Here is an 18,331-nt window from a genome sequence, read left to right on the forward strand (position 1 = left end):
AAACGCGACGTCGGGAGCACGCCGCGCGACGAGAGGAGCGTGAGGTGCGACGACAGGAGCACGCGTCAAGGGCATGGGCGCGGGCGCGGCGGCCGGGTTGGGGAGGGAGCCGCCTGCGCTACTCGTCGCAGGGGATGCGCGGCGCGACGATGATGAACGCGACGAGGCTCACGACGATCCATGCGAGCTGCGCAAGCGCGGGCACGATGGACGAGGAGGCGGATAGCATGCCTTCCGCCAGCGCGTAGATGAGCGCGAACCCGCCGCCGGTGGGCAGGAGGGGCAGGGCCGAAAACGTGGATTCGGCGTATATGAAAAACAAGGGCGCGATGCCGATGAGGATGATGGGCAGGCTGGAGAAGCTGGCCGCCATCTGGTTGCGTGAGGCGAGACCCAGCGCCAGCGACAGCGCGATCAGCGGGACGCCGGCCAGCACGGTGATCGCCATGAAGGGGGGCATCGAATCGAAGGAGGCTCCCGACACCAGGAAGCAGGCCGCTCCCGCGAGCGCGGTGTACAGCGTGCCGACGATGCCATGCGCGGCGATTATCTGGGCGCGGCCGACGCCGGCCAGCTCCATCGTGCGCAGCGTGTGCTTTTCGCGCGCCTCGGCCATAGGGTAGACGATCGTCGTGCCGGGCACCATGCTGGTGGAGAACAGCATGCCCATGACGAGCAGGAACATGCTCGCGTCGTCATGGGTGACGGGCTCGATGATGATGAATCGGAACACGAGCAGGAACAGCGGAGGGAACAGGCAGCATGCGAGTAGCCCGGGGCTTTTCGCCACGTTCATGAAGTATTTCCGCACGAGCACGTTCAGGATGCCCGGGCGGGCAGCGACCTGCTTCACGTTTACCATCGGTAGCGCTCCCGCATCTGTTCGGCACGCCCCTTCGCTAGCGGGATGGACGTGTGCGCGGCGTCGCCCAGCGTGAGGTTGAAGCTGTTGCGCGTGTAGCGTTCCACCTTCGCCACCTTCTGCACGTTCACGAGGAACGATCGATGGCAGCGGAAGAACCCGGCGCGCGACAGCTCGTGCTCCAGCTCGTCCATCGTGCGCGGCGTTTGGTAGCGCTCGCCGCGCACGACGAGGTACGTAGCCTTGTTCATGCTCTCGGCGAAGTCGATGTCGCGCGGGTCGAACAGCAGCGTGGCAGTCTCGGTGCGCGCGGGAATCTTGAGCACGTGCACCTCGTCGCCTTCGTACGCGGTGCCCCCGTCCTCGTCTTCGTCGTCGTCCTGGTCCACCGCGATGAAGCGTCCCTCTTCGTGCCAGCAGGCCACGCCGGGCATGAGCAGCGCCTCGCGCAGCGGCTCGACCGTCGTGATGAAACGGCAGCCCTGCTCCATCCGATCGGCGATCCAGGCGAGCGCGATGGAACGCCCTTCGGCGTCGAGGTCGGACAGCGGGCGTTCGAGGAAGCACATCTCCGGCTCGAAGAGGCTCGCGCGCGCCAGGTTCACGAGCGCGAGCGCCGAGGGGGAGAGGCCGCCCATCTTGCGTTTCGCGACGCCGCGCAGGTTGAAGTGCGAGATGGCGTCCTCGTAATGCACCGAGCTGCGCGCGATGCTGCCATAGAAGCGCAGGTGCGAGGCCACGGAGTCGCGCTCGAAGCCGCGGTCGGTCTCCAGGACGAACGCGCAGCGCTGCGTGCGGTAGCGTGCGCGCACGACCGCCAACAGGGCGGCGGACGTCTCGCGGCTGCACTCGATGTGCACGCTGCGATCGTCGACTGCCAGTTCTTCGATGGAGGAGAATTCGGCCACGGGATGCTACTCCGTGCGCATCGCCGGAAGAATCTCGAGCCAGCACCCGTCGGGATCCTCGATGAAGTAGATGCCCATGCGCTCGTTCACGAAGCACACGCAGCCCATGTCTTCGTGCAGGGCGCGCGCCGCGTCGATGTCGTCCACTTCGAACGCAAGGTGTGTGTCGCGTCCACCGTTGTCGTAGGGCTCGGTGCGCCCGCGGTTCCACGTGAGCTCCAGCTGAAAGTCGGTCTCGTCGTTGCCGATGAACACGTTCTCCCACGAGCCATCGTCGGGCCCCATGCGACGCTGCACCTTAAGACCGAGCGCGCGCTCGTAGAATGCAAGCGATTTCTCTTGATCGAGGACGTGAATGCACTCGTGTATCATCTTGGCTTTCATGGTAGCCTCCTTCAGCGTGCCCCTGCGCTTTCTCGAAGGCAGTATACCCGACGCTACGGCCGCGCGCCATGGGCTCCCTTCGCCTCGGCCGAATGTGCGGCCGCCGTCTGCTAGACTGGGTTGCGGAGAAAACCAGCAGGTGATCGGGCAGCCGCCCTTCGCCGCTCAGATGGCGACACGGTGGCGCAGCTGCGCACTGGAGGGACGATGAGCTTCGAAACCATGTTCTCGCCTATCGAGATAGGCTCTATGACCGTGAAGAATCGCTTCGTGGTGCCGCCGATGGGCAATAATTTTGCAAACACGGATGGCACCTGGTCGGAACAGTCCATCGCCTACTATGCCGAGCGTGCCCGGGGAGGATTCGGGCTAGTCACGGTTGAGGCGACCGTTGTGCATGAGGGAGCGAAAGGCGGCCCGCGCAAGCCGTGCCTTTACGACGACGGTTCAGTCGCCAGCCTGTCCCGTATCGCCGAGGCGTGCCACGCGCATGGCGCGAAGGTGTCGGTGCAGCTGCAGAACGCCGGTCCCGAGGGCAATGCCAAGAATGCCGGTGCGCCTCTGCAGGCCGCTTCGCCCATCCCCTCCGCCTGCGGGCGCGACGTGCCCCGGGAGGTACCTGCCGAAAAGGTGTACGAATTGGTACGGGGCTACGGCGATGCGGCCGAGCGCGCTCTCCGTGCTGGTGTTGACGCGGTTGAAATCCACATGGCGCACGGATATCTGGTGGGTTCGTTCATCTCCCAGCGCACGAATAAGCGCATTGACGAGTTCGGCGGCAGCTTCGAGAACCGCATGCGGTTTCCGCGCCTCATCGTCGAGGAAGTTCGCCGCCGCGTAGGCGACCGGGCAGCCGTCATCGCCCGCATCAACGCGAGCGATGAGATGCTTGGCGGCCTGGATGTGCACGATGCAGCCGCCGTCGCCTCGTATCTGGAGGCCTGCGGCGTAGCGTGCTTGCATGTCTCTCGCGCCGTCCACATCAAGGACGAATACATGTGGGCACCTACCGCCGTCCATGGCGGCTTCAATGCCGACTTGGTGAGCGAGATCAAGCGCGCAGTGCATGTCCCCGTCATCGCGGTGGGTCGCTTCACCGATCCTTATTATGCAGAGCTTCTGGTCAGAGAAGGACGTGCCGATCTTGTCGCCTTCGGCCGCCAGTCGTTGGCTGATCCGCATCTCCCATTGAAAACAAAGAAGGGATGCTCGGAGGACGTTGTCCCCTGCATCGCATGCCTGCAGGGCTGCGTGGCCCGCATGTATCGCGGTGAGCCCATACGCTGCCTGGCCAACCCGCTTCTGGGCCATGAGGCGGATCCTCCGTTGCAGGCAGCCTCCCCGAAGCGCGTTGTGGTGGTCGGCGGGGGCCCCGGCGGCCTGTGCGCCGCGTTCACTGCGGCCGAGCGCGGCCATAGCGTCGTGCTGTACGAGCGGCGGTCGACGCTGGGCGGTGGCATGCATACGGCCGCCTATCCCCCCGGAAAAGGCGATATCGCCGGCATGATCCGCTCCTACATCGTTCGTTGTGGCAAAGCCGGCGTGACGTTCAAGATGGGCTGCGAGGCCGATGCAGCCGTCGTGAGCCGAGAGCGTCCCGACGTGGTCGTCGTGGCCACCGGCTCCCGTCCGCTCGTGCCTCCCATCGAGGGCGCCGACAATCCTGCCGTCATCGCGGCCGAGGATCTGCTGGAGGGCAGATGCACGGCGGGGAGGAAGGTGCTCGTCGTCGGAGGGGGCATGGTTGGCTGCGAGACAGCCGATTTCCTCGCCGAACTCCAACATGAGGTGGCCGTCGTCGAATACCGTGACTCCCTGGGCGCCGATATGGCGGAGGAGCATCGCAAGCTCCTCATGCGGGATTTTGCCGAATACGGGGTGCAGCAGGTCGTCGGGGCGAAGGTGCGCGCGTTTCTCGCTGACGGCGTTGCGTTCGAGACGTCGGATGGGCGGCGATGCGAGCTGCGCGGGTTCGACTCGGTCGTGCTCGCCATGGGCTATGTCGGATACGATCCGCTGTCTGCCGAGCTCGTCCGAGCGGGTTTCGATGTTCGCATCGTGGGAGATGCCGTCGAGGCGCGCCGCGCTCTCGATGCAACCAGCGAGGCGTTCGAGGTTGCCGCATACGACGCGGTGCTCGCGTAAGGGCGTGCGGAGGGAGCGCCTTGTCTTCGGCGCCCTCTTCCGTGCCCGTTTCCCAACGGTTTCGCTGCGGTTCGTCGTCGGATTCGCGGCATGCCGTGCTTTCCGTATACAACCTAACAGACAGGCGGTTGCCGCTTTCGCGGCCGCGTCGCCTCTTCGGCGCTCGATACGAACGCGGTGTGTTCGCGTGCGTTTGTTCGCCGCTGTAACCCGTTGTGCAGGGAAAGGATGCTATGGAATCCGAGCATGCGCGTGCCGAATGCACGCCCTATATCAGTGCGCGGGGCCTTGGGCTTCGAACCTACGCTGGATACGTGTACCGAGACGTCGACGTGGACGCACGTAAAAGCGAGGTTACCGCGGTGCGGGGACGAAACGGAAGCGGGAAAACGGCGCTTCTGCTCACCCTGGCGGGACGCATGAAGCCTACGGCGGGAACGCTTCGCGTGGGCGGCTTCGAGCTGCCGCGCGAGCGCGCCAAAGCCGAGCGCCACGTGGGCCTCGGTCTGTTCAAGGGGCTCAACGACCTGCAGGAGAACCTGAGTGCGGCCCGCGCGGCGCAAGCGGAGTTCGAGCTGCACGGGCTGGACTCGCGCCGCGAGTCGGCGGACTATCTTCGAGCCTGGGGCCTGGCGGATGTCATGGAGATTCGAGTCAAGGACCTCACCTCGGAGAAGCTGGCGCAGCTGGGCATCGCGCTCGCGTTCGTCGGCGAACCCGATGCCGTGGCGGTCGACGATGTGGAGGACCAGTTGACCACGTCACAGTCTCGGGGATTGATGGAGCTGCTCTCCCGTGCGGCGCGCGAACATGATGCGGCCGTAGTGGTGGGCGTGGTGGAACGCGAACTGGCCTGTCGAGCGGATGCGTGCGTGTACGTGGCGAAGGAGGGCGAGTGACCATGGCGTTCAAAGGCCTGCGATTCGCCGGCTTGGAATGGAGCAATCTTGCGGCGTCGAAGGTGATGTGGGTGGTCATCGGGGCGATCGCCATCATCCCGCTTCTGTACGGTGCGCTGTACTTGGCTGCGTTCCAAGACCCGTACGGCCGTTTGGACTCGCTTCCCGTCGCGGTGGTGAACGAAGACGAAGGCGCGGTCATCGCGGCCGAGAACCGAAACCTCGGCGATGACGTGGTGGATGATCTCAAGCGCACCGACAATGGGCTAGGCTGGCATTTCGTGTCGGCCGACGAGGCGCGGGCGGGTCTTGAGGACGGCACATACTTTATGACATGCACGATTCCGTCCGATTTCTCCGCGAGCGCGGCATCGGTCGATGGTGACGCGCCGCGCCGGGCGCAGCTCAAAGTGACGTACAACGAGAGCGAGAACATGCTGGCCTCCCAGATCGGGCAGACGGTATGGAAAGAGGTGCGCAAGCAGGTGAGCGATACGGTGGCTGCCGAGTACTGGACGACAGTCCTGAGCCGCGTGGCCGCCTCGGGCAGGGAGATACGGACGGCCGCCGGCGGGGCGGCCGATCTGGAACGGGGCCTCGCAACGGCGCAGGAGGGCGGTCTGACGATCGCGACGGGACTCGGCGTGCTGGACGACGGCGCGCTTGCGCTCGAGCGCGGCCTCAACGTATTGGCAAACGGCGCGCTCGAGCTTTCGTCGAAGGGTGGCCGGCTGGCGAGCGGGGCCAACGATCTCGCGTCCGGCACAGCTGCGCTCGAGCACGGCGCAGATGCGCTTGTTGCGGGCACGGCAGGGAACTCGGCGCTCGGCAGCGGGGCTTCGGATCTGTCGGCCGGACTCAATGCGCTCGAAGCCGGGACGGTCGGGCTTCCGGGCGAGACGAAGAAGCTGCGCGACGGGGTGGCCGACCTCGTCGGCTCGCTGCGGGGCGCATTGGACGGCGATGGCACCGCGGCGAACCCGGGTCTCGTGGCGGGCTCGCAGGATGTTGCAGCCGGCGTCGCCGCTCTGGCCGATGATGCTGCGGGATTGCCCGCAGCCAGCAGAGGCGTGTCGTCGGCTGCGCGCGCATCGGGCGACCTTTCGGATGCTCTCGCCGGGCTCCAGGCTCAGGCGCAGGAAGCTGCGCGATCGGGCGATCAAGCGGCGATGGAAGCCGCGCTGGACGAGATCGGCACCGCGCTTGGAACGGCCGGTCGGGAGGCCGACTCGATCAGGATCGGTCTCGATGCGGTCGAGGGATCGACGCAGAGCGGATCGGGCCTTGCTGCAGCCGCCGCTTCCATCGGCGCGCTTTCGTCGGGCGCATCGGATGTGAGCGGCGGTTTGGCCCGCATGCAGCAATCGCTTTCGGCGGACGATCCGGCTGTCGACGGCTCGGTCGCCCAGCTGCTGCGCGGCATGGATGCGCTGGTGGCCTCATCGCAAGAGCTGGCCGATGGCATAGGCGCTGCGGCGACGGGTGCCGATCGGGTGCGAGGAGGCGTTCGGGAAGCGAACGCAGGCGCTTCGAGCCTTTCTCAGGGCGCGGCCACGGCCGCTGCAGGTGCATCCGAGTTGGCTGATGGTGCGTCGGCCGCCGTCGACGGCGCGGGGCGGCTGGCCTTAGGCGCGCAGTCGGCCGACGAGGGGTCGGCGCGGCTCGCATCAGGCGCCGGTCAGCTTCAGGAGGGTTCCTCCGCGCTCGTCACGGGGTTATCCGATGCCGTGGACGGCTCGGGTGAGCTGGCCGCGAAGCTCTCGGAAGGGGCCGATGAGGCCGCGCGTCAAACGACGGGTATTCCCGCGAAGGCTGCGGCTATGAGCGACCCGGTAGAGCTCGCAAACGACTACTACACGTTCGTCGAAAACTACGGAACCGGCTTCGCTCCGTACTTCATGGCGTTGGGCCTGTGGGTGGGTGCGCTTGTCGCGGGCTTCGTGTTCAAGCCGCTCAACGGCAGACTCCTTCTTGCGGGTGCGAATCCTGTCTCCGCCGCGTTTGCGAACTATCTACCAATGGCGGTCTTCTCGCTGATCCAGGCCACGCTGCTCATGGTGGTGCTGCAATACGGGCTGCAGCTGCAGATCGACAACGTGCCAGCGTTTTACGCGGTGGGCTATCTCACCTCGCTCGTGTTCGCGGCCATCATGCAGCTGCTCATGGCGGCGTTCGGTTTCCCCGGCAGGTTTCTGGCCATCATCCTGCTCATGCTGCAGCTTACAACCTGTGCCGGCACGTTCCCCATCCAAACGACCCCAGGTTTTTTCCAGGCGGTGAATCCCTATCTGCCCATGACGTATGTGGTCGAGGCCATGCGCCAGATCATGACGGGGCTCGATTACGGCGTCGTGGCCTTCGCCTGTCTTGTGCTTGCTAGTTTTGGTGCGGCGTGCTTCGCGCTTACGAGCATGGTCGCGTGGCGGAAACGCACCGTGCGCATGGATGATCTGCACCCCGTGCTGCGACTGGGGTAGGGTGCGCCTGCCGCTTGCTCCGAGGTGTCGGCAAAGATGCATTTATTGAGCGGATTCGCGACTTCATAGGACGTACGGCCGGACGCTTCGGCTTGTTGTTTTACTATGGTATCGCCTGCAGAACGAACGGACGGCGTACGGTTGCGCGGCGGATTTCCGCTGATCTCCCAGCTGGGTCTGGACGGTCTTCTTTTCGGTACGGGCCCGCTTCTCCTGCCCCGTCCGCGTCCGGATGCGACGAGCACGTGTACGCAGATGAAGCCAACGACGCGAAGGAACTCACTATGTGCGGTATCGTCGGATATACAGGATCGCGCCCTGTGAAGGATATTCTCATTTCTGGTCTCGAGCGGCTCGAGTATCGTGGCTACGATTCGGCCGGAATAGCGGTCGAAGAAGAAGATGGGCTGCAGATCGTCCATCGTAAGGGCAAGGTGGCGAGCCTTGCGCACACCGTCGACCATTTCGATTTTGCGGGCACGTGCGGCATCGGCCATACGCGCTGGGCCACCCACGGACGACCGAGCGAGGCGAATGCCCATCCTCACGCGTCCTGCGACGGGCACATCGCGGTCGTCCATAACGGCATCATCGAGAATTTCACCGAACTGCGCGAGGAGCTTGAGGCCGAAGGCCACGCCTTCACGAGCGATACGGATACCGAGACCATCGCCCATCTGGTTGAGGAGCTGTACGAGGATGATTTGCTTGAGGCCGTGCGCGAGGCTACACAGCGGTTGATCGGCGCGTACGCCATCGCGGTGATCAGTGATCGGGAGCCGGGTACCATCATCGCGGCCCGCAAGGATTCTCCGCTTGTGGTGGGGCGGGGGACTGACGGCTCGTTCGTGGCGTCGGATATCATCGCGCTGATCGACGACACCCGCGACGTCGTGATGCTTGGAGACGGCGAGATCGCCAAGCTCCGACCGGATTTCATCGATTACTACAATGCGTACGGTGAGCGGTTCGTTCCGCAGACGACGCATATCGACTGGGATGTCGATGTTGCCGAGAAGGGCGGTTACCCCGACTTCATGATGAAGGAGATTCATGAGCAGCCGCGCGTCATACGCGATACCCTGTCGGGCCGTCTTGCGGACGGTCGCCTGTCCATCGACGAGTTGGATCTCACTCACGAGGAACTCAACCTCATCGACCGCGTGTACGTTATCGCCTGCGGCACAAGCTACCATGCCGGGCTCATAGCGAAGAACCTCATCGAAGGATGGGCGCGTATCCCCTGTGAGGTGGAGGTGGCGAGCGAGTTCCGCTACCGCAACCCCATCATCACGCCTACGACGCTCGTGGTGGCTGTGTCGCAGTCCGGCGAGACGGCCGATACGCTGGCTGCCATACGCGATGCGCGTGTAAAGGGTGCCAAGGTGTTCGGCATTACCAACGTGGTGGGCTCGCCCGTGGCGCGCGAGTCGGATGGCGTGATCTACACGAAGGCAAATAAGGAGATCGCGGTCGCATCCACGAAATCGTTTTTGGGGCAGGTGGTGTCACTTACCCTGTTGGCGTTGCTGCTCGCCCAGGTCAAAGGGAAATTCAAAACAAACCAGGTGCGCCTCTTGTTCCGCGAGCTGGCGGACACAGCGGAGCAGGTTGAGCACATCCTATCGGATACGGCCGCCATCGACGAGGCAGCTTGCGCATGCAAGGATGCGAAGAGCGCGCTGTTCGTAGGCCGCGGCATGGGAGCGGCCATCGCGAACGAGGGCGCGCTCAAGCTCAAGGAGATCAGCTACCTGCACGCCGAGGCCTATCCAGCCGGCGAGATGAAACACGGCCCCATTGCGCTCATCGATGAGGGTTTCCCGGTGATTGCCGTGGCCACCAAGAGTCCCGTCTACGACAAGCTTGTGTCGAACCTTCAGGAGGCGAAAGCGCGCGGCGCGATGGTGGTGGCTGTTGCGACCGAGGGCGACGAAGATATCCGCGCCCATGCCGACCACATCATCTACATTCCAAAGGTGCGCGATGCGTTCAGCGCCATCACGGCAAGCGTGCCGCTGCAGCTGTTCGCGCGCGCCATCGCCATCGAGCGCGGCTGCGACGTGGATCAGCCGCGCAACCTGGCGAAATCGGTGACGGTAGAGTAACGCGCTTCAACGTGCGAGTGCGCAACTGCTCCGGAAGTGTCCGGCCGCTCGGGCGGTCCCGGGCTCGCACGGAAGCTCCGCAGGAGATTCCGACTCGTGCGGCACTCGTTTGGCGGGCGCTTCCGGTGTTGAGGATTTCGCCGGATTGGACAGGGAGAAGAGAGAGGGTTTGCCTGTGAGCGAGAATGTCATCCCAGGCATTCGGCTGTCCGCCGGACCGCCGAATGCCGAGCACCACGAAGCGGGGCACAGGGGGCTGCCGTTAAGCGGCAGCGGATCTAAGGACCTGGGGACGGGCGAGGACTCGCAGGAGGGCAGTGCGGAGGGCCTCGGTGCCGAAGCGTTTCCTGCCGCCGAGGGGCAGGTGGGGCTGGGGGTGGACATCGTGGAGATCGCGCGGATGAGGCGCATCCTCGAGCGCACGCCGAGCTTCCGCACACGCGTGTTCTCGGAGAGCGAACGCGCGTATTGCGACGGCACGGCTAATCCTGAGGTGCACTACGCCACCCGCTTCGCGGCCAGAGAGGCCGTGCTCAAGGCGCTCGGCACGGGCTTCGCGGAGGGCATCGGCGTGCGCGATGTCGAGGTGCGGCGCAACGCGAAAGGGCGCCCCTATGCGGTGCTCACGGGTCGCGCGAAGGCGATCGCGGCGGAGCGGGGGGTACGGGAGCTTCCGCTTTCGCTATCCTATACGCATACCGACGCGGTGGCATGCGCCATGGCCATCACCGAAGACTCCGTGCGCGCCTCGGAGGGGCGCGTCGACCCCATGGAGGAACTCGCGCGCAGGTTTAAGGAAGCCCGCAGTCTTCTCGACGAGATGGAAGCCCCCAAGCCCGCCGTCGACTGACCGACGGCGGGCGGCGGCTTTGGCCTTCTGAGCGAGCGCATGTTCGATCTCGGATCGAGTTCGAACATGCGCCTCTCGCAGGTCCAAGCGTCCTCGACCTTCAAGCGCCCTTCAAACGCCCTTGCCCCAGCCGTGCCCCCCCGATCACGTCGCTCGCCTGCCGGCCGAGCAGCTTCGGCCAACTGGGCGCACGCAAGCGCAGCTCCAACCCCTCATTCTGCAAGAAAAACGAGGTATGGGAAGCCATGCGGAGGAAGAGTTGTGTTTCTTGCGCAAGTGAAAGCTTCTGAACTGGGCTTATGCCGAACGGTTGCCGGCGGCTTGCGCTCGAACCTCATGTTTTCAATCTCGGATCTTCCCATACCACTGTTTTCTAGCAGAAAACGCAATTTCAGCCGCGCCGGTCCCGGAGTATCGTCCTTGTTGCGGTCAAGTGCGGGGTTTGCAAGGTCCGAGCAGGATGGCGCGCAGCTCGAGTTGTCGTTCGGTGAACTTCTTATCGCGCTTGGGAAGGCGTTCGCCTAGATGTCGCGCTATGACTCTGGCGAGCTTGTCGAATTCGCGCAGGTTGTAAACTTGGGATGCCGTGACGGTGATGACGGTCACGCCCATCGCAGTCAGCTCGTCGCGCCTCTTCGAGTCCTTCGACAATCGATGCGCGCCCGTATGGCAGAGGTTGCTCTCGTACTCGACGGCGAGATGCGCCTTTTCCCAGTACAAATCGCATTTGTAGAACGACTGGCTCGCGAGGCCCCTCGTGCGCCTGGTCGGATCGATGCGCTTATTGAGCTGCGGAAACGAAAGCGAGTTCCCGCCCATCATGGCGGGCAGGTCCAAGAGCATGGCAAGAGTCGTCTCCATTGATGACGCGGAGTCGGGCAGCACGTAGCGCAGCGCCCTCCTCGTTTGGACGATACCGTCCATGCCGGCCGCTCGTTGTGCGTATGCCTTCAGCTTCGCGACGGTGGTGAGAGGCGGAAGGTCGTAGCCTTTGCCGATGCGGTATGACCCGCAGAGTTCATGTCCTATGCTCACCTGGTCGGGAAGGGGATGGGAGGCTGCCAGCTGGGTGAAGCAGAGCTCCGGCGATGCGACGAAGAGCTCAGTGCCGGCGTGCAAGAACGAGCCTCGCGGCAGCGGGGCGTTGCGCGTGTGGTATACGGCCCAGCCAGTGCTCGGGCGCTTCTCCAGCCGGTCGATGAGCAGGTGTACGGGAAGCGATAGCCCGCATGACTTTCCGAGGCGCAGCGCCTGCTCGTAATCCGCGCAGTATCCTGCGACGAGCGATCGGGATGCCTGGGGGCGCGAAGATCGCTCCGCGCTGGTTGAACGCAGGTACTCGAGTGCGGTGTCGTGGCTGAGGACAAGTTTCATGGTGAGAATGTATCATAGGTTTGAACTGGGAACATATAGAATTTTCGAGTGCTGGATTCGCATCGGAGCCGCTTTTTGTCCTCATTGGATTTGCGCTGGAAACCCGCTTGGTTCCCACCGGATCGGCGTTTGGCTTTTGTCGGGAATCTGTCGGCTTCGCTCTGAAAACGAAAGAGGGTCCAGTCTTGTTTCTCCATGCAGCCTCCCCTCGACCGCGCTACAATAGCGCGAAACCACGACGAAGGGCGGTTTCCATGGCCGATGTTCGCTCATACACGTCTGACGAGTTGACGGCGCTTCTGCCTCTTCCGGAGCGCGAGGCAAACAAGTACACGCGAGGCGTGCTGTTCGCGGTGGTGGGGAGCGCTCAGTATCCGGGTGCGGCCTGCCTTGCGGGAACGGCCGGTCAGCGGACGGGCGCAGGATACACGCGTGTCACCACGGCGCCCGAAGCGGAGGATCTTGTGCGCTCGTGCAGCCCATCGCTCGTCGTGCGGTCGTTCGAAGGTCTGGCCGCCGCCGACCTTCCCGTCGCGCGGGACGGTCATCCGGCCGCGTGCGTTGTGGGTTGCGGCTTCGATCCCAACGACGAGAAAAGCGCGTCGCTGGTTCATTTGGTGCTCAAACATGCGGCTGCTCCCGTGCTCGTCGACGGTGGCGCGCTGCAGACGCTTGCGTCGTCGAAGGGACGACGGCTGCTCAGACGGCGGTTTGTCAACGGATGGCCAACGGTGGTCACGCCCCACGCCGGCGAAGCCGCACGGCTTGCGAAGCCCTTTGATTTACCCATGGACGATCATGCCGAACTTGCCCGCGCGATCGCACTCGCCTACGGCGTGATCGCCGCAGTGAAGGGTCCGGAGACGTTTGTATCCGATGGAGAGCAGATCGTGCGCATGGCCGAGGGTACGCCGGCGCTTGCGAAGGCCGGGACGGGGGACGTGCTGGCCGGCATGGTAGGCGCGCTGCTCGCGCAGGGGCTCGACCCGCTCGATGCTGCCGTGCTTGGCGCGACGCTCCATGCGCGGGCCGGCCGCGCTGCGGAAGCGCTCATGACGTCCATCGCGACGACGGCGGAGGACGTGATCGACGCCATCCCTGCCGCCCTCCGCTCGTTCTAGATGCGCGGTCGGCGAGCAGGATCCGTCGGTCGGCGCGCAGGCTGCGCCTGCGCGTTCTGGCGTGTAACAATGCGGAAACAGATCATTGTACGTCGGCGCGCGAACCGTCGGCGCGGTACAATCTCAGGATCGTTTCCCGACGGAACGCGGGCGGCAAAAGGAGCGCGCTATGGACATGACGAAGAAACATGACTGGGGCTTGATCATCGCAGGCATTCTGCTTGTGCTCTGCGCTTTGCTGTTCCTGATTGCGCCGAGTCTCACGCTCGTCACCATCACGGCCATCGCCGGGGCGGCGTTCCTCGTGTCCGGCATCTTCGACATCGCCAACTATGTGCGGTTCCGCTCCACCATGAGCCTTTCGGGCTGGGCGCTTGCGTACGCCATCCTCGACATCATCATCGGGCTCATGTTCCTGATCCACCCGCTCGCCTTTTCGGCGGTCATTCCCTGGGTCGTCGGTGCCTTCTTCATCGTGTTCGGCGTATTCGAAGCCATTGCCTCGTTTAAGATCAGGAATGCGGGCGCGCAGTTGTGGGGCTGGATGCTGTTCTCGGGCATCGTGAGTGCGCTGTGCGGCCTGACGTTCTTCATCGTGCCGGCGGCCTTCAGCATCTTCTTGTCGGTGTTTATTCTTATGCGCGGCGTGTCCATGCTGTTCTACGGTTGGAGTACGGGGCGTGCGATGATGGTGTAGCCGTGTGTTCTGACGGGCGCGAAGGGCTGGATCGTTCGCTGAACCATGATCCAGAGCGTTACATTCATCATGCTCGTGTTAGAATGCTCGCAAGACGACAGGCCCCGGATTCGGGGCCTTTTCCGGTAATCGAGATTCGATGGTGGAGAACATGGCAGACGAACAGCGAACCTTGCTCGACGAGCGGGCGCTCGCGGAAGCGACCAGCGATCCGGCCGCGCGCATCGAGGCGCTGCGGCGCGAGATCGAGCACCACAGCTACCTGTACTACGCCCAGGACGAGCCCGAGCTGTCCGACGCCGCGTTCGACTCGCTCATGCGCGAGCTGCGCGAGCTGGAAGCGGCCCATCCCGAGCTCATCGATCCGTCCAGTCCCACGCAGCGCGTCGGCGGCTACGTGGGCGAGCAGTTCGCCCCCGTGCGCCACGAGCGGCGGATGTATTCGCTCGACAACGCCATGGATCTCGAGGAGCTGGACGCGTGGATCGAGCGCGTGGTGGAGGCGTTCGGCCGCATGGTGCCCGTGGTATGCGAGCTCAAGATCGACGGCTCGTCCATCGCTTTGACCTATGAGGACGGCCGCCTCGTGCGCGCGGCGACGCGCGGCGACGGCACCACCGGCGAGGACGTCACCGCCAACATGCGCACGGTGAAGGACGTGCCGCTGCGCCTGCGCGAGGCGGCCCTCGACGGGCTGCGGGACGCGGAGGCGCCGGTTGAGCTGCGCGGCGAGGTGTACATGCCGAAGTCCAGCTTCGATGCCCTCAACGTTGCCGCCGAGGCCAATGGCAAGCAGGCGTTCGCGAACCCGCGCAACGCCGCAGCGGGGAGCCTCCGCCAGAAGGATCCCGCCATCACGGCGAACCGCGACCTGTCCACGTTCATCTACGCGGTGGCCGACGAGCGCGCCCTGGCCGTCGAGGGCCAGTGGGAGCTGTTGGCGTGGCTGCGCGAGGCGGGCTTCCACGTGAACCCCGACGTCGCGCTGTGCGAGACGCGCGAGGCGGTGCACGCGTTCTGCAAGCGCGCCATCGAGCGCCGCGAGGACTTGCCTTACGAGATTGATGGCGTGGTGGTGAAGGTGAACGCGTTCTCGCAGCAGGAGTCGATGGGCTACACGGCACGCGCGCCGCGCTGGGCCATCGCGTTCAAGTTCCCGCCCGAGGAGAAGACGACGCTCTTGTGCGACATTACCGTACAGGTGGGCCGCACCGGCAAGCTGACGCCGGTGGCGGAGCTTGAGCCTGTGGTGGTGGCCGGCTCCACCGTGGCCCGTGCGACGCTGCATAACGAGGACGAAGTGCAGCGCAAGGACGTGCGCGTGGGCGACACCGTCATCGTGCGCAAAGCGGGCGACGTCATCCCTGAGGTGCTGGGTCCCGTGCTGGCGCTGCGCCCTGCGGACGCCGAGCTCTGGCACATGCCGGCGACGTGTCCGTCGTGCGGCTCACCCGTCATCCGCGAGGAAGGCGAGGTGGACTTCCGCTGCATCTCCATCGACTGCCCGGCGCAGGCGTTGGAGCGGTTGCTGCACTGGGCCAGTCGGGGTGCCATGGATATCGACGGCATGGGCGAGGAGATCGTGTCGCGCCTGGTGGAGGACGGACGCCTGTCCGACGTGGCCGACTACTACACGCTTGATGAGGTGGAGCTGTCGCTGCTGGACATGGGCCGCGTGAACAAGGAAGGCGAGCCCATCCGCCTCGGGTCCACCGTGGCGAAGAAGCTCGTGGCCGCCATCGACGAGAGCCGCGCGCGCCCGTTCGCCCGCGCGCTGTTCGGCCTCGGCATACGCCACGTGGGCAAGACCATCGCCGAGCTGCTGGCGGCGGCCTACCCGTCCATCGAAGCGCTCATGGAGGCCTCGGAGGAAGACCTGGCCGCCATAGACGGCGTGGGCCCGAAGATCGCCCGCAGCGTGTACCTGTTCCTGCGCACGCCCGACAACGTGGCCGTCATCGAGCGCTTGCGCAAGCGCGGCGTGGCGATGGCCGACGAGGCGGGCGACCCTGCCGAGCAGCTGCCGCAGACGCTCGAGGGCCTCACGTTTGTGCTGACGGGGTCGCTCGTGGAAAGCGGGATGACCCGCGATGAGGCAGGCGCCGCCCTCAAGGCGCGCGGTGCGAAGGTGTCGGGCAGCGTGTCGAAGAAGACGAGCTTCGTCGTGGCCGGCGAGGCCGCCGGCTCCAAGTACGACAAGGCCGTGACGCTCGGCGTTCCGGTGCTGGATGAAGCGGCTCTGCTGCGCATCCTCGAAACCGGCGAGGCTCCCGAGCTACCGACGGTCGACTAGCGCAGCGGTTCGGCATGCCGAACCGCTTCTGTTTGTCGTCCGAACGTCGGATCGCCCCATCCGACGTTCGCTGCAGCGGCTCTGCTTCGACCGGCATCCTACTTCTCGTCTTCCAGATAGCCCATGCGTTCAAGGCGGTTCAGCTTGTTCTCAAGCCGCTCGACAGTTGCGTCGATGTGCTCGATGCGTGCCGTAGTGTCGGGCCGTGCGCTGCGTCCGTCTGCCGAAGCGCTCTGGACGCGCCGCGGATCGAGCAGCATCACGGCATGCTCTGCATCCATGGCGAATTGGTAGTTTGCCTGCAGTACGCGCTCGACATCTTCGAGCAGGCTCCGGTTTTCTTCCGCCCGCCGCCGCGCGCGCCTCGTCCGTTCACCCTCTTTGGTAAGCGATGCTGCAAGCTTCTCCATGAGCCCTGCGCTCATATGCAGGTAGTACAGCAGTTGCACGGTGCGCCACAGGTTCACCTGCCCGTGTTCGATACCTTGGTGTATGTTCTCGGCCAGACGCAGGTCGATACGCTCGATCTCGGCAACTTTCGTCCGAATCGTGGTCGAGCGACGCGTGTTCATGAACACGAAGATCACCGCCATCGCGCAGCTCACCCCGATGACCACGAGCGTGAACCGGCTGGTGGCCGAAGCCATGAGCGCCGTGCTGGAATGAAGCGCCATCATGGCCATCTGCGTGACCGCCGCCACGGACGCAATCTGGTGGAAATTCATCAGCACGATCAGGTAGCCGCCGATGACGATGACGGGCATGAAGATCGCGTCGGGCAGCACCTGGACAAGGATCGAGAAGACGCCAATGCCGATGAGCGTGCCCGCCGTCGTGTTGAGCGTGGCCTTCATCGTCTCATCGGCGTAGGTGTTCATGATTGCGAACGCAGTGATGGGTATCCAGATGCCGAATGCCGTGCCGGCGAAGCGGGTTAGAAGCAGATCCACCACCATGCCGAAACCCACGATGAGGGCGAGCTGGAGCGCGAACCGCGTCTGCGCGTGCTTGAGGCCGATGTTGTCCTTCATGAAGCGAGCGCGATACCGGATGCTCTTCAGAAGCGGCGTCGAATTGTCGCGCGAGAGGCGCACGTCTTCCAGGGTGCGCAGCATGGTTTCCAGCACGCCGCTCCACGATTCCTCGTGGCAGACGATATCGAGTTCGTGCGTCGCCAGGAAGCCGCGCAAGCGCTCGGCCATCTGCCGCACCGAGGATACCTTGTCGCGGCCGTAGTCGAAGAACACGTCGGCGAGATCCTCGAAGTAGCGCCGTTCGTCTTCGTCGATGCGGCGAACATTCTTGGCGCTGGCATGCGCCATGTCCGCAAGCTGTTCACAGCATAAAAGCAGGGCGAAGGTGTAACATTGCCGCCCCGAGAGCAGGCCTCCCTGGCGGAATACCGTGCCGTATTCGAGCTCGGCGTACTCCTGCGCGATACGGAAGGTTCGCTTGGGGTGGAGCGCCTCGGCGATACGCTCGGCATCGGCCCGCGTCGGTGCATCCACGGCATCCTGTGCCGCCGACGCGGCGCCCGCGGCTGCGAGCTTCGCGAGATCGGACAGCTGGCCGCCCACTTCGTCGAACGCGCGGCGCACGTACCCTCGATCGCGTGCAAGCACGTCGAGTTTGCCTGTTTTAACGCGGATGGCGCGCATCGCGTAGATGAACAGGGTTGCAAGCGCCATGGAAAGCAGCGTCGCCGCGATACGCGATCCGATGTCGTCCGGTCCGACAGGGTAAATGAGCAGCATCAAGTAGCCCATGCCCAACCAGAAGAAATTGCGGGGCAGGTAGTCGTCGGAGTGAAGGATCGTGATGACGAGCAGAAAGAGCATGCTTACCACGACCATGGATACGGGATGCAGCCCGGCCAGCGTCGCGATCATGCTCATAACGAAGAACCACGCGAGGCGGCGCAGGTAGTTCGCGAACGAGAGACCGGGTTCGCTCACGATGGTGCGAGAGAAGAACAAAAACACGATACCCAGCAGCGCGTCCGCGATGCCGAACAGAGCGTACTCCGTGAAGAAGAGGACGACGAAGAATGCAAGGAATGGCACGACGTCGACAAGCTTCTCGATGTGTCGCCATCGCTTGCTGCGCAGAAGAGCGCCGGTATTGTTAGCTGCCTGCATGGTGACCCCCCCCCTAGCTCTCGCATCCATGGTACTAAAAACAAGCGGCTTTGTGCGAGGTGAGCGGCTCCCGGG

The 18,331-nt window shown here is 64.5% G+C and carries 13 protein-coding genes; 8 read left to right on the forward strand and 5 right to left on the reverse strand.

Annotation, left to right across the window (positions count from 1 at the left end; translation table 11 throughout):
* Positions 1 to 118: 118 nt before the first annotated feature.
* Genes ABGT83_RS00650 through ABGT83_RS00660 form a run of 3 tightly spaced genes read right to left on the reverse strand, consistent with a single transcriptional unit; the run spans position 119 to position 2,154 of the window.
* Positions 119 to 862 carry a hypothetical protein gene (locus tag ABGT83_RS00650; protein ID WP_346685530.1) on the reverse strand — a complete coding sequence of 248 codons (744 nt, stop codon included), beginning with the start codon at positions 860 to 862 and terminating at the stop codon, positions 119 to 121.
* Positions 856 to 1,770, reverse strand: a complete 915-nt coding sequence (locus tag ABGT83_RS00655) for a LytTR family transcriptional regulator DNA-binding domain-containing protein (protein WP_346685532.1) — start codon at positions 1,768 to 1,770, stop codon at positions 856 to 858. The genes ABGT83_RS00650 and ABGT83_RS00655 overlap by 7 nt, the downstream gene beginning before the upstream one ends.
* A gap of 6 nt (positions 1,771 to 1,776) precedes the next feature.
* On the reverse strand, positions 1,777 to 2,154 hold the full coding sequence (locus ABGT83_RS00660) for a VOC family protein (RefSeq protein ID WP_346685534.1): 378 nt from the start codon (positions 2,152 to 2,154) through the stop codon (positions 1,777 to 1,779).
* Positions 2,155 to 2,361: 207 nt separating this feature from the next.
* On the opposite strand from ABGT83_RS00660, the gene ABGT83_RS00665 reads away from it, so the two are divergent.
* The 5 genes from ABGT83_RS00665 to acpS all read left to right on the forward strand — a co-directional run bounded on the left by ABGT83_RS00665 (position 2,362) and on the right by acpS (position 10,633).
* Complete coding sequence (locus ABGT83_RS00665; protein WP_346685535.1) at positions 2,362 to 4,299, forward strand: FAD-dependent oxidoreductase; 1,938 nt, start codon at positions 2,362 to 2,364, stop codon at positions 4,297 to 4,299.
* Positions 4,300 to 4,532: 233 nt separating this feature from the next.
* A complete protein-coding gene (locus ABGT83_RS00670) occupies positions 4,533 to 5,198 on the forward strand; it encodes an ATP-binding cassette domain-containing protein (RefSeq protein ID WP_346685536.1) in 666 nt (221 codons plus the stop codon).
* 2 nt (positions 5,199 to 5,200) lie between these two features.
* Positions 5,201 to 7,675 (forward strand): YhgE/Pip domain-containing protein, encoded by a 2,475-nt coding sequence (locus ABGT83_RS00675; RefSeq protein ID WP_346685538.1) that lies wholly within the window; start codon positions 5,201 to 5,203, stop codon positions 7,673 to 7,675.
* Between the two features lie 284 nt (positions 7,676 to 7,959).
* Complete coding sequence (gene glmS, locus ABGT83_RS00680) at positions 7,960 to 9,783, forward strand: glutamine--fructose-6-phosphate transaminase (isomerizing) (protein ID WP_346685539.1); 1,824 nt, start codon at positions 7,960 to 7,962, stop codon at positions 9,781 to 9,783.
* 175 nt (positions 9,784 to 9,958) lie between these two features.
* Positions 9,959 to 10,633 (forward strand): holo-ACP synthase, encoded by a 675-nt coding sequence (gene acpS / locus ABGT83_RS00685; RefSeq protein ID WP_346685541.1) that lies wholly within the window; start codon positions 9,959 to 9,961, stop codon positions 10,631 to 10,633.
* A gap of 429 nt (positions 10,634 to 11,062) precedes the next feature.
* On the opposite strand, the gene ABGT83_RS00690 is transcribed toward acpS, so the two are convergent.
* Entirely contained in the window at positions 11,063 to 12,007 is a 945-nt protein-coding gene (locus ABGT83_RS00690; protein WP_346685543.1) for a hypothetical protein, read from the reverse strand.
* 254 nt (positions 12,008 to 12,261) lie between these two features.
* Between ABGT83_RS00690 and ABGT83_RS00695 the strand changes: the two genes are divergently transcribed.
* From ABGT83_RS00695 to ligA, 3 genes are all read left to right on the forward strand, one after another.
* Complete coding sequence (locus tag ABGT83_RS00695; protein ID WP_346685544.1) at positions 12,262 to 13,128, forward strand: NAD(P)H-hydrate dehydratase; 867 nt, start codon at positions 12,262 to 12,264, stop codon at positions 13,126 to 13,128.
* Between the two features lie 169 nt (positions 13,129 to 13,297).
* Positions 13,298 to 13,825, forward strand: coding sequence for an HdeD family acid-resistance protein (locus ABGT83_RS00700; protein ID WP_346685546.1), 528 nt, complete (start codon positions 13,298 to 13,300; stop codon positions 13,823 to 13,825).
* Between the two features lie 151 nt (positions 13,826 to 13,976).
* On the forward strand, positions 13,977 to 16,118 hold the full coding sequence (gene ligA / locus ABGT83_RS00705) for an NAD-dependent DNA ligase LigA (protein ID WP_346685547.1): 2,142 nt from the start codon (positions 13,977 to 13,979) through the stop codon (positions 16,116 to 16,118).
* A 98-nt stretch (positions 16,119 to 16,216) separates the two neighbouring features.
* Here ligA and ABGT83_RS00710 read toward each other — a convergent pair whose 3' ends face one another.
* Entirely contained in the window at positions 16,217 to 18,256 is a 2,040-nt protein-coding gene (locus ABGT83_RS00710) for an FUSC family protein (protein WP_346685548.1), read from the reverse strand.
* Between the last annotated feature and the right edge of the window lie 75 nt (positions 18,257 to 18,331).

The sequence above is a fragment of the Enteroscipio rubneri genome (assembly GCF_963929405.1).
GTDB lineage: Bacteria > Actinomycetota > Coriobacteriia > Coriobacteriales > Eggerthellaceae > Enteroscipio > Enteroscipio rubneri.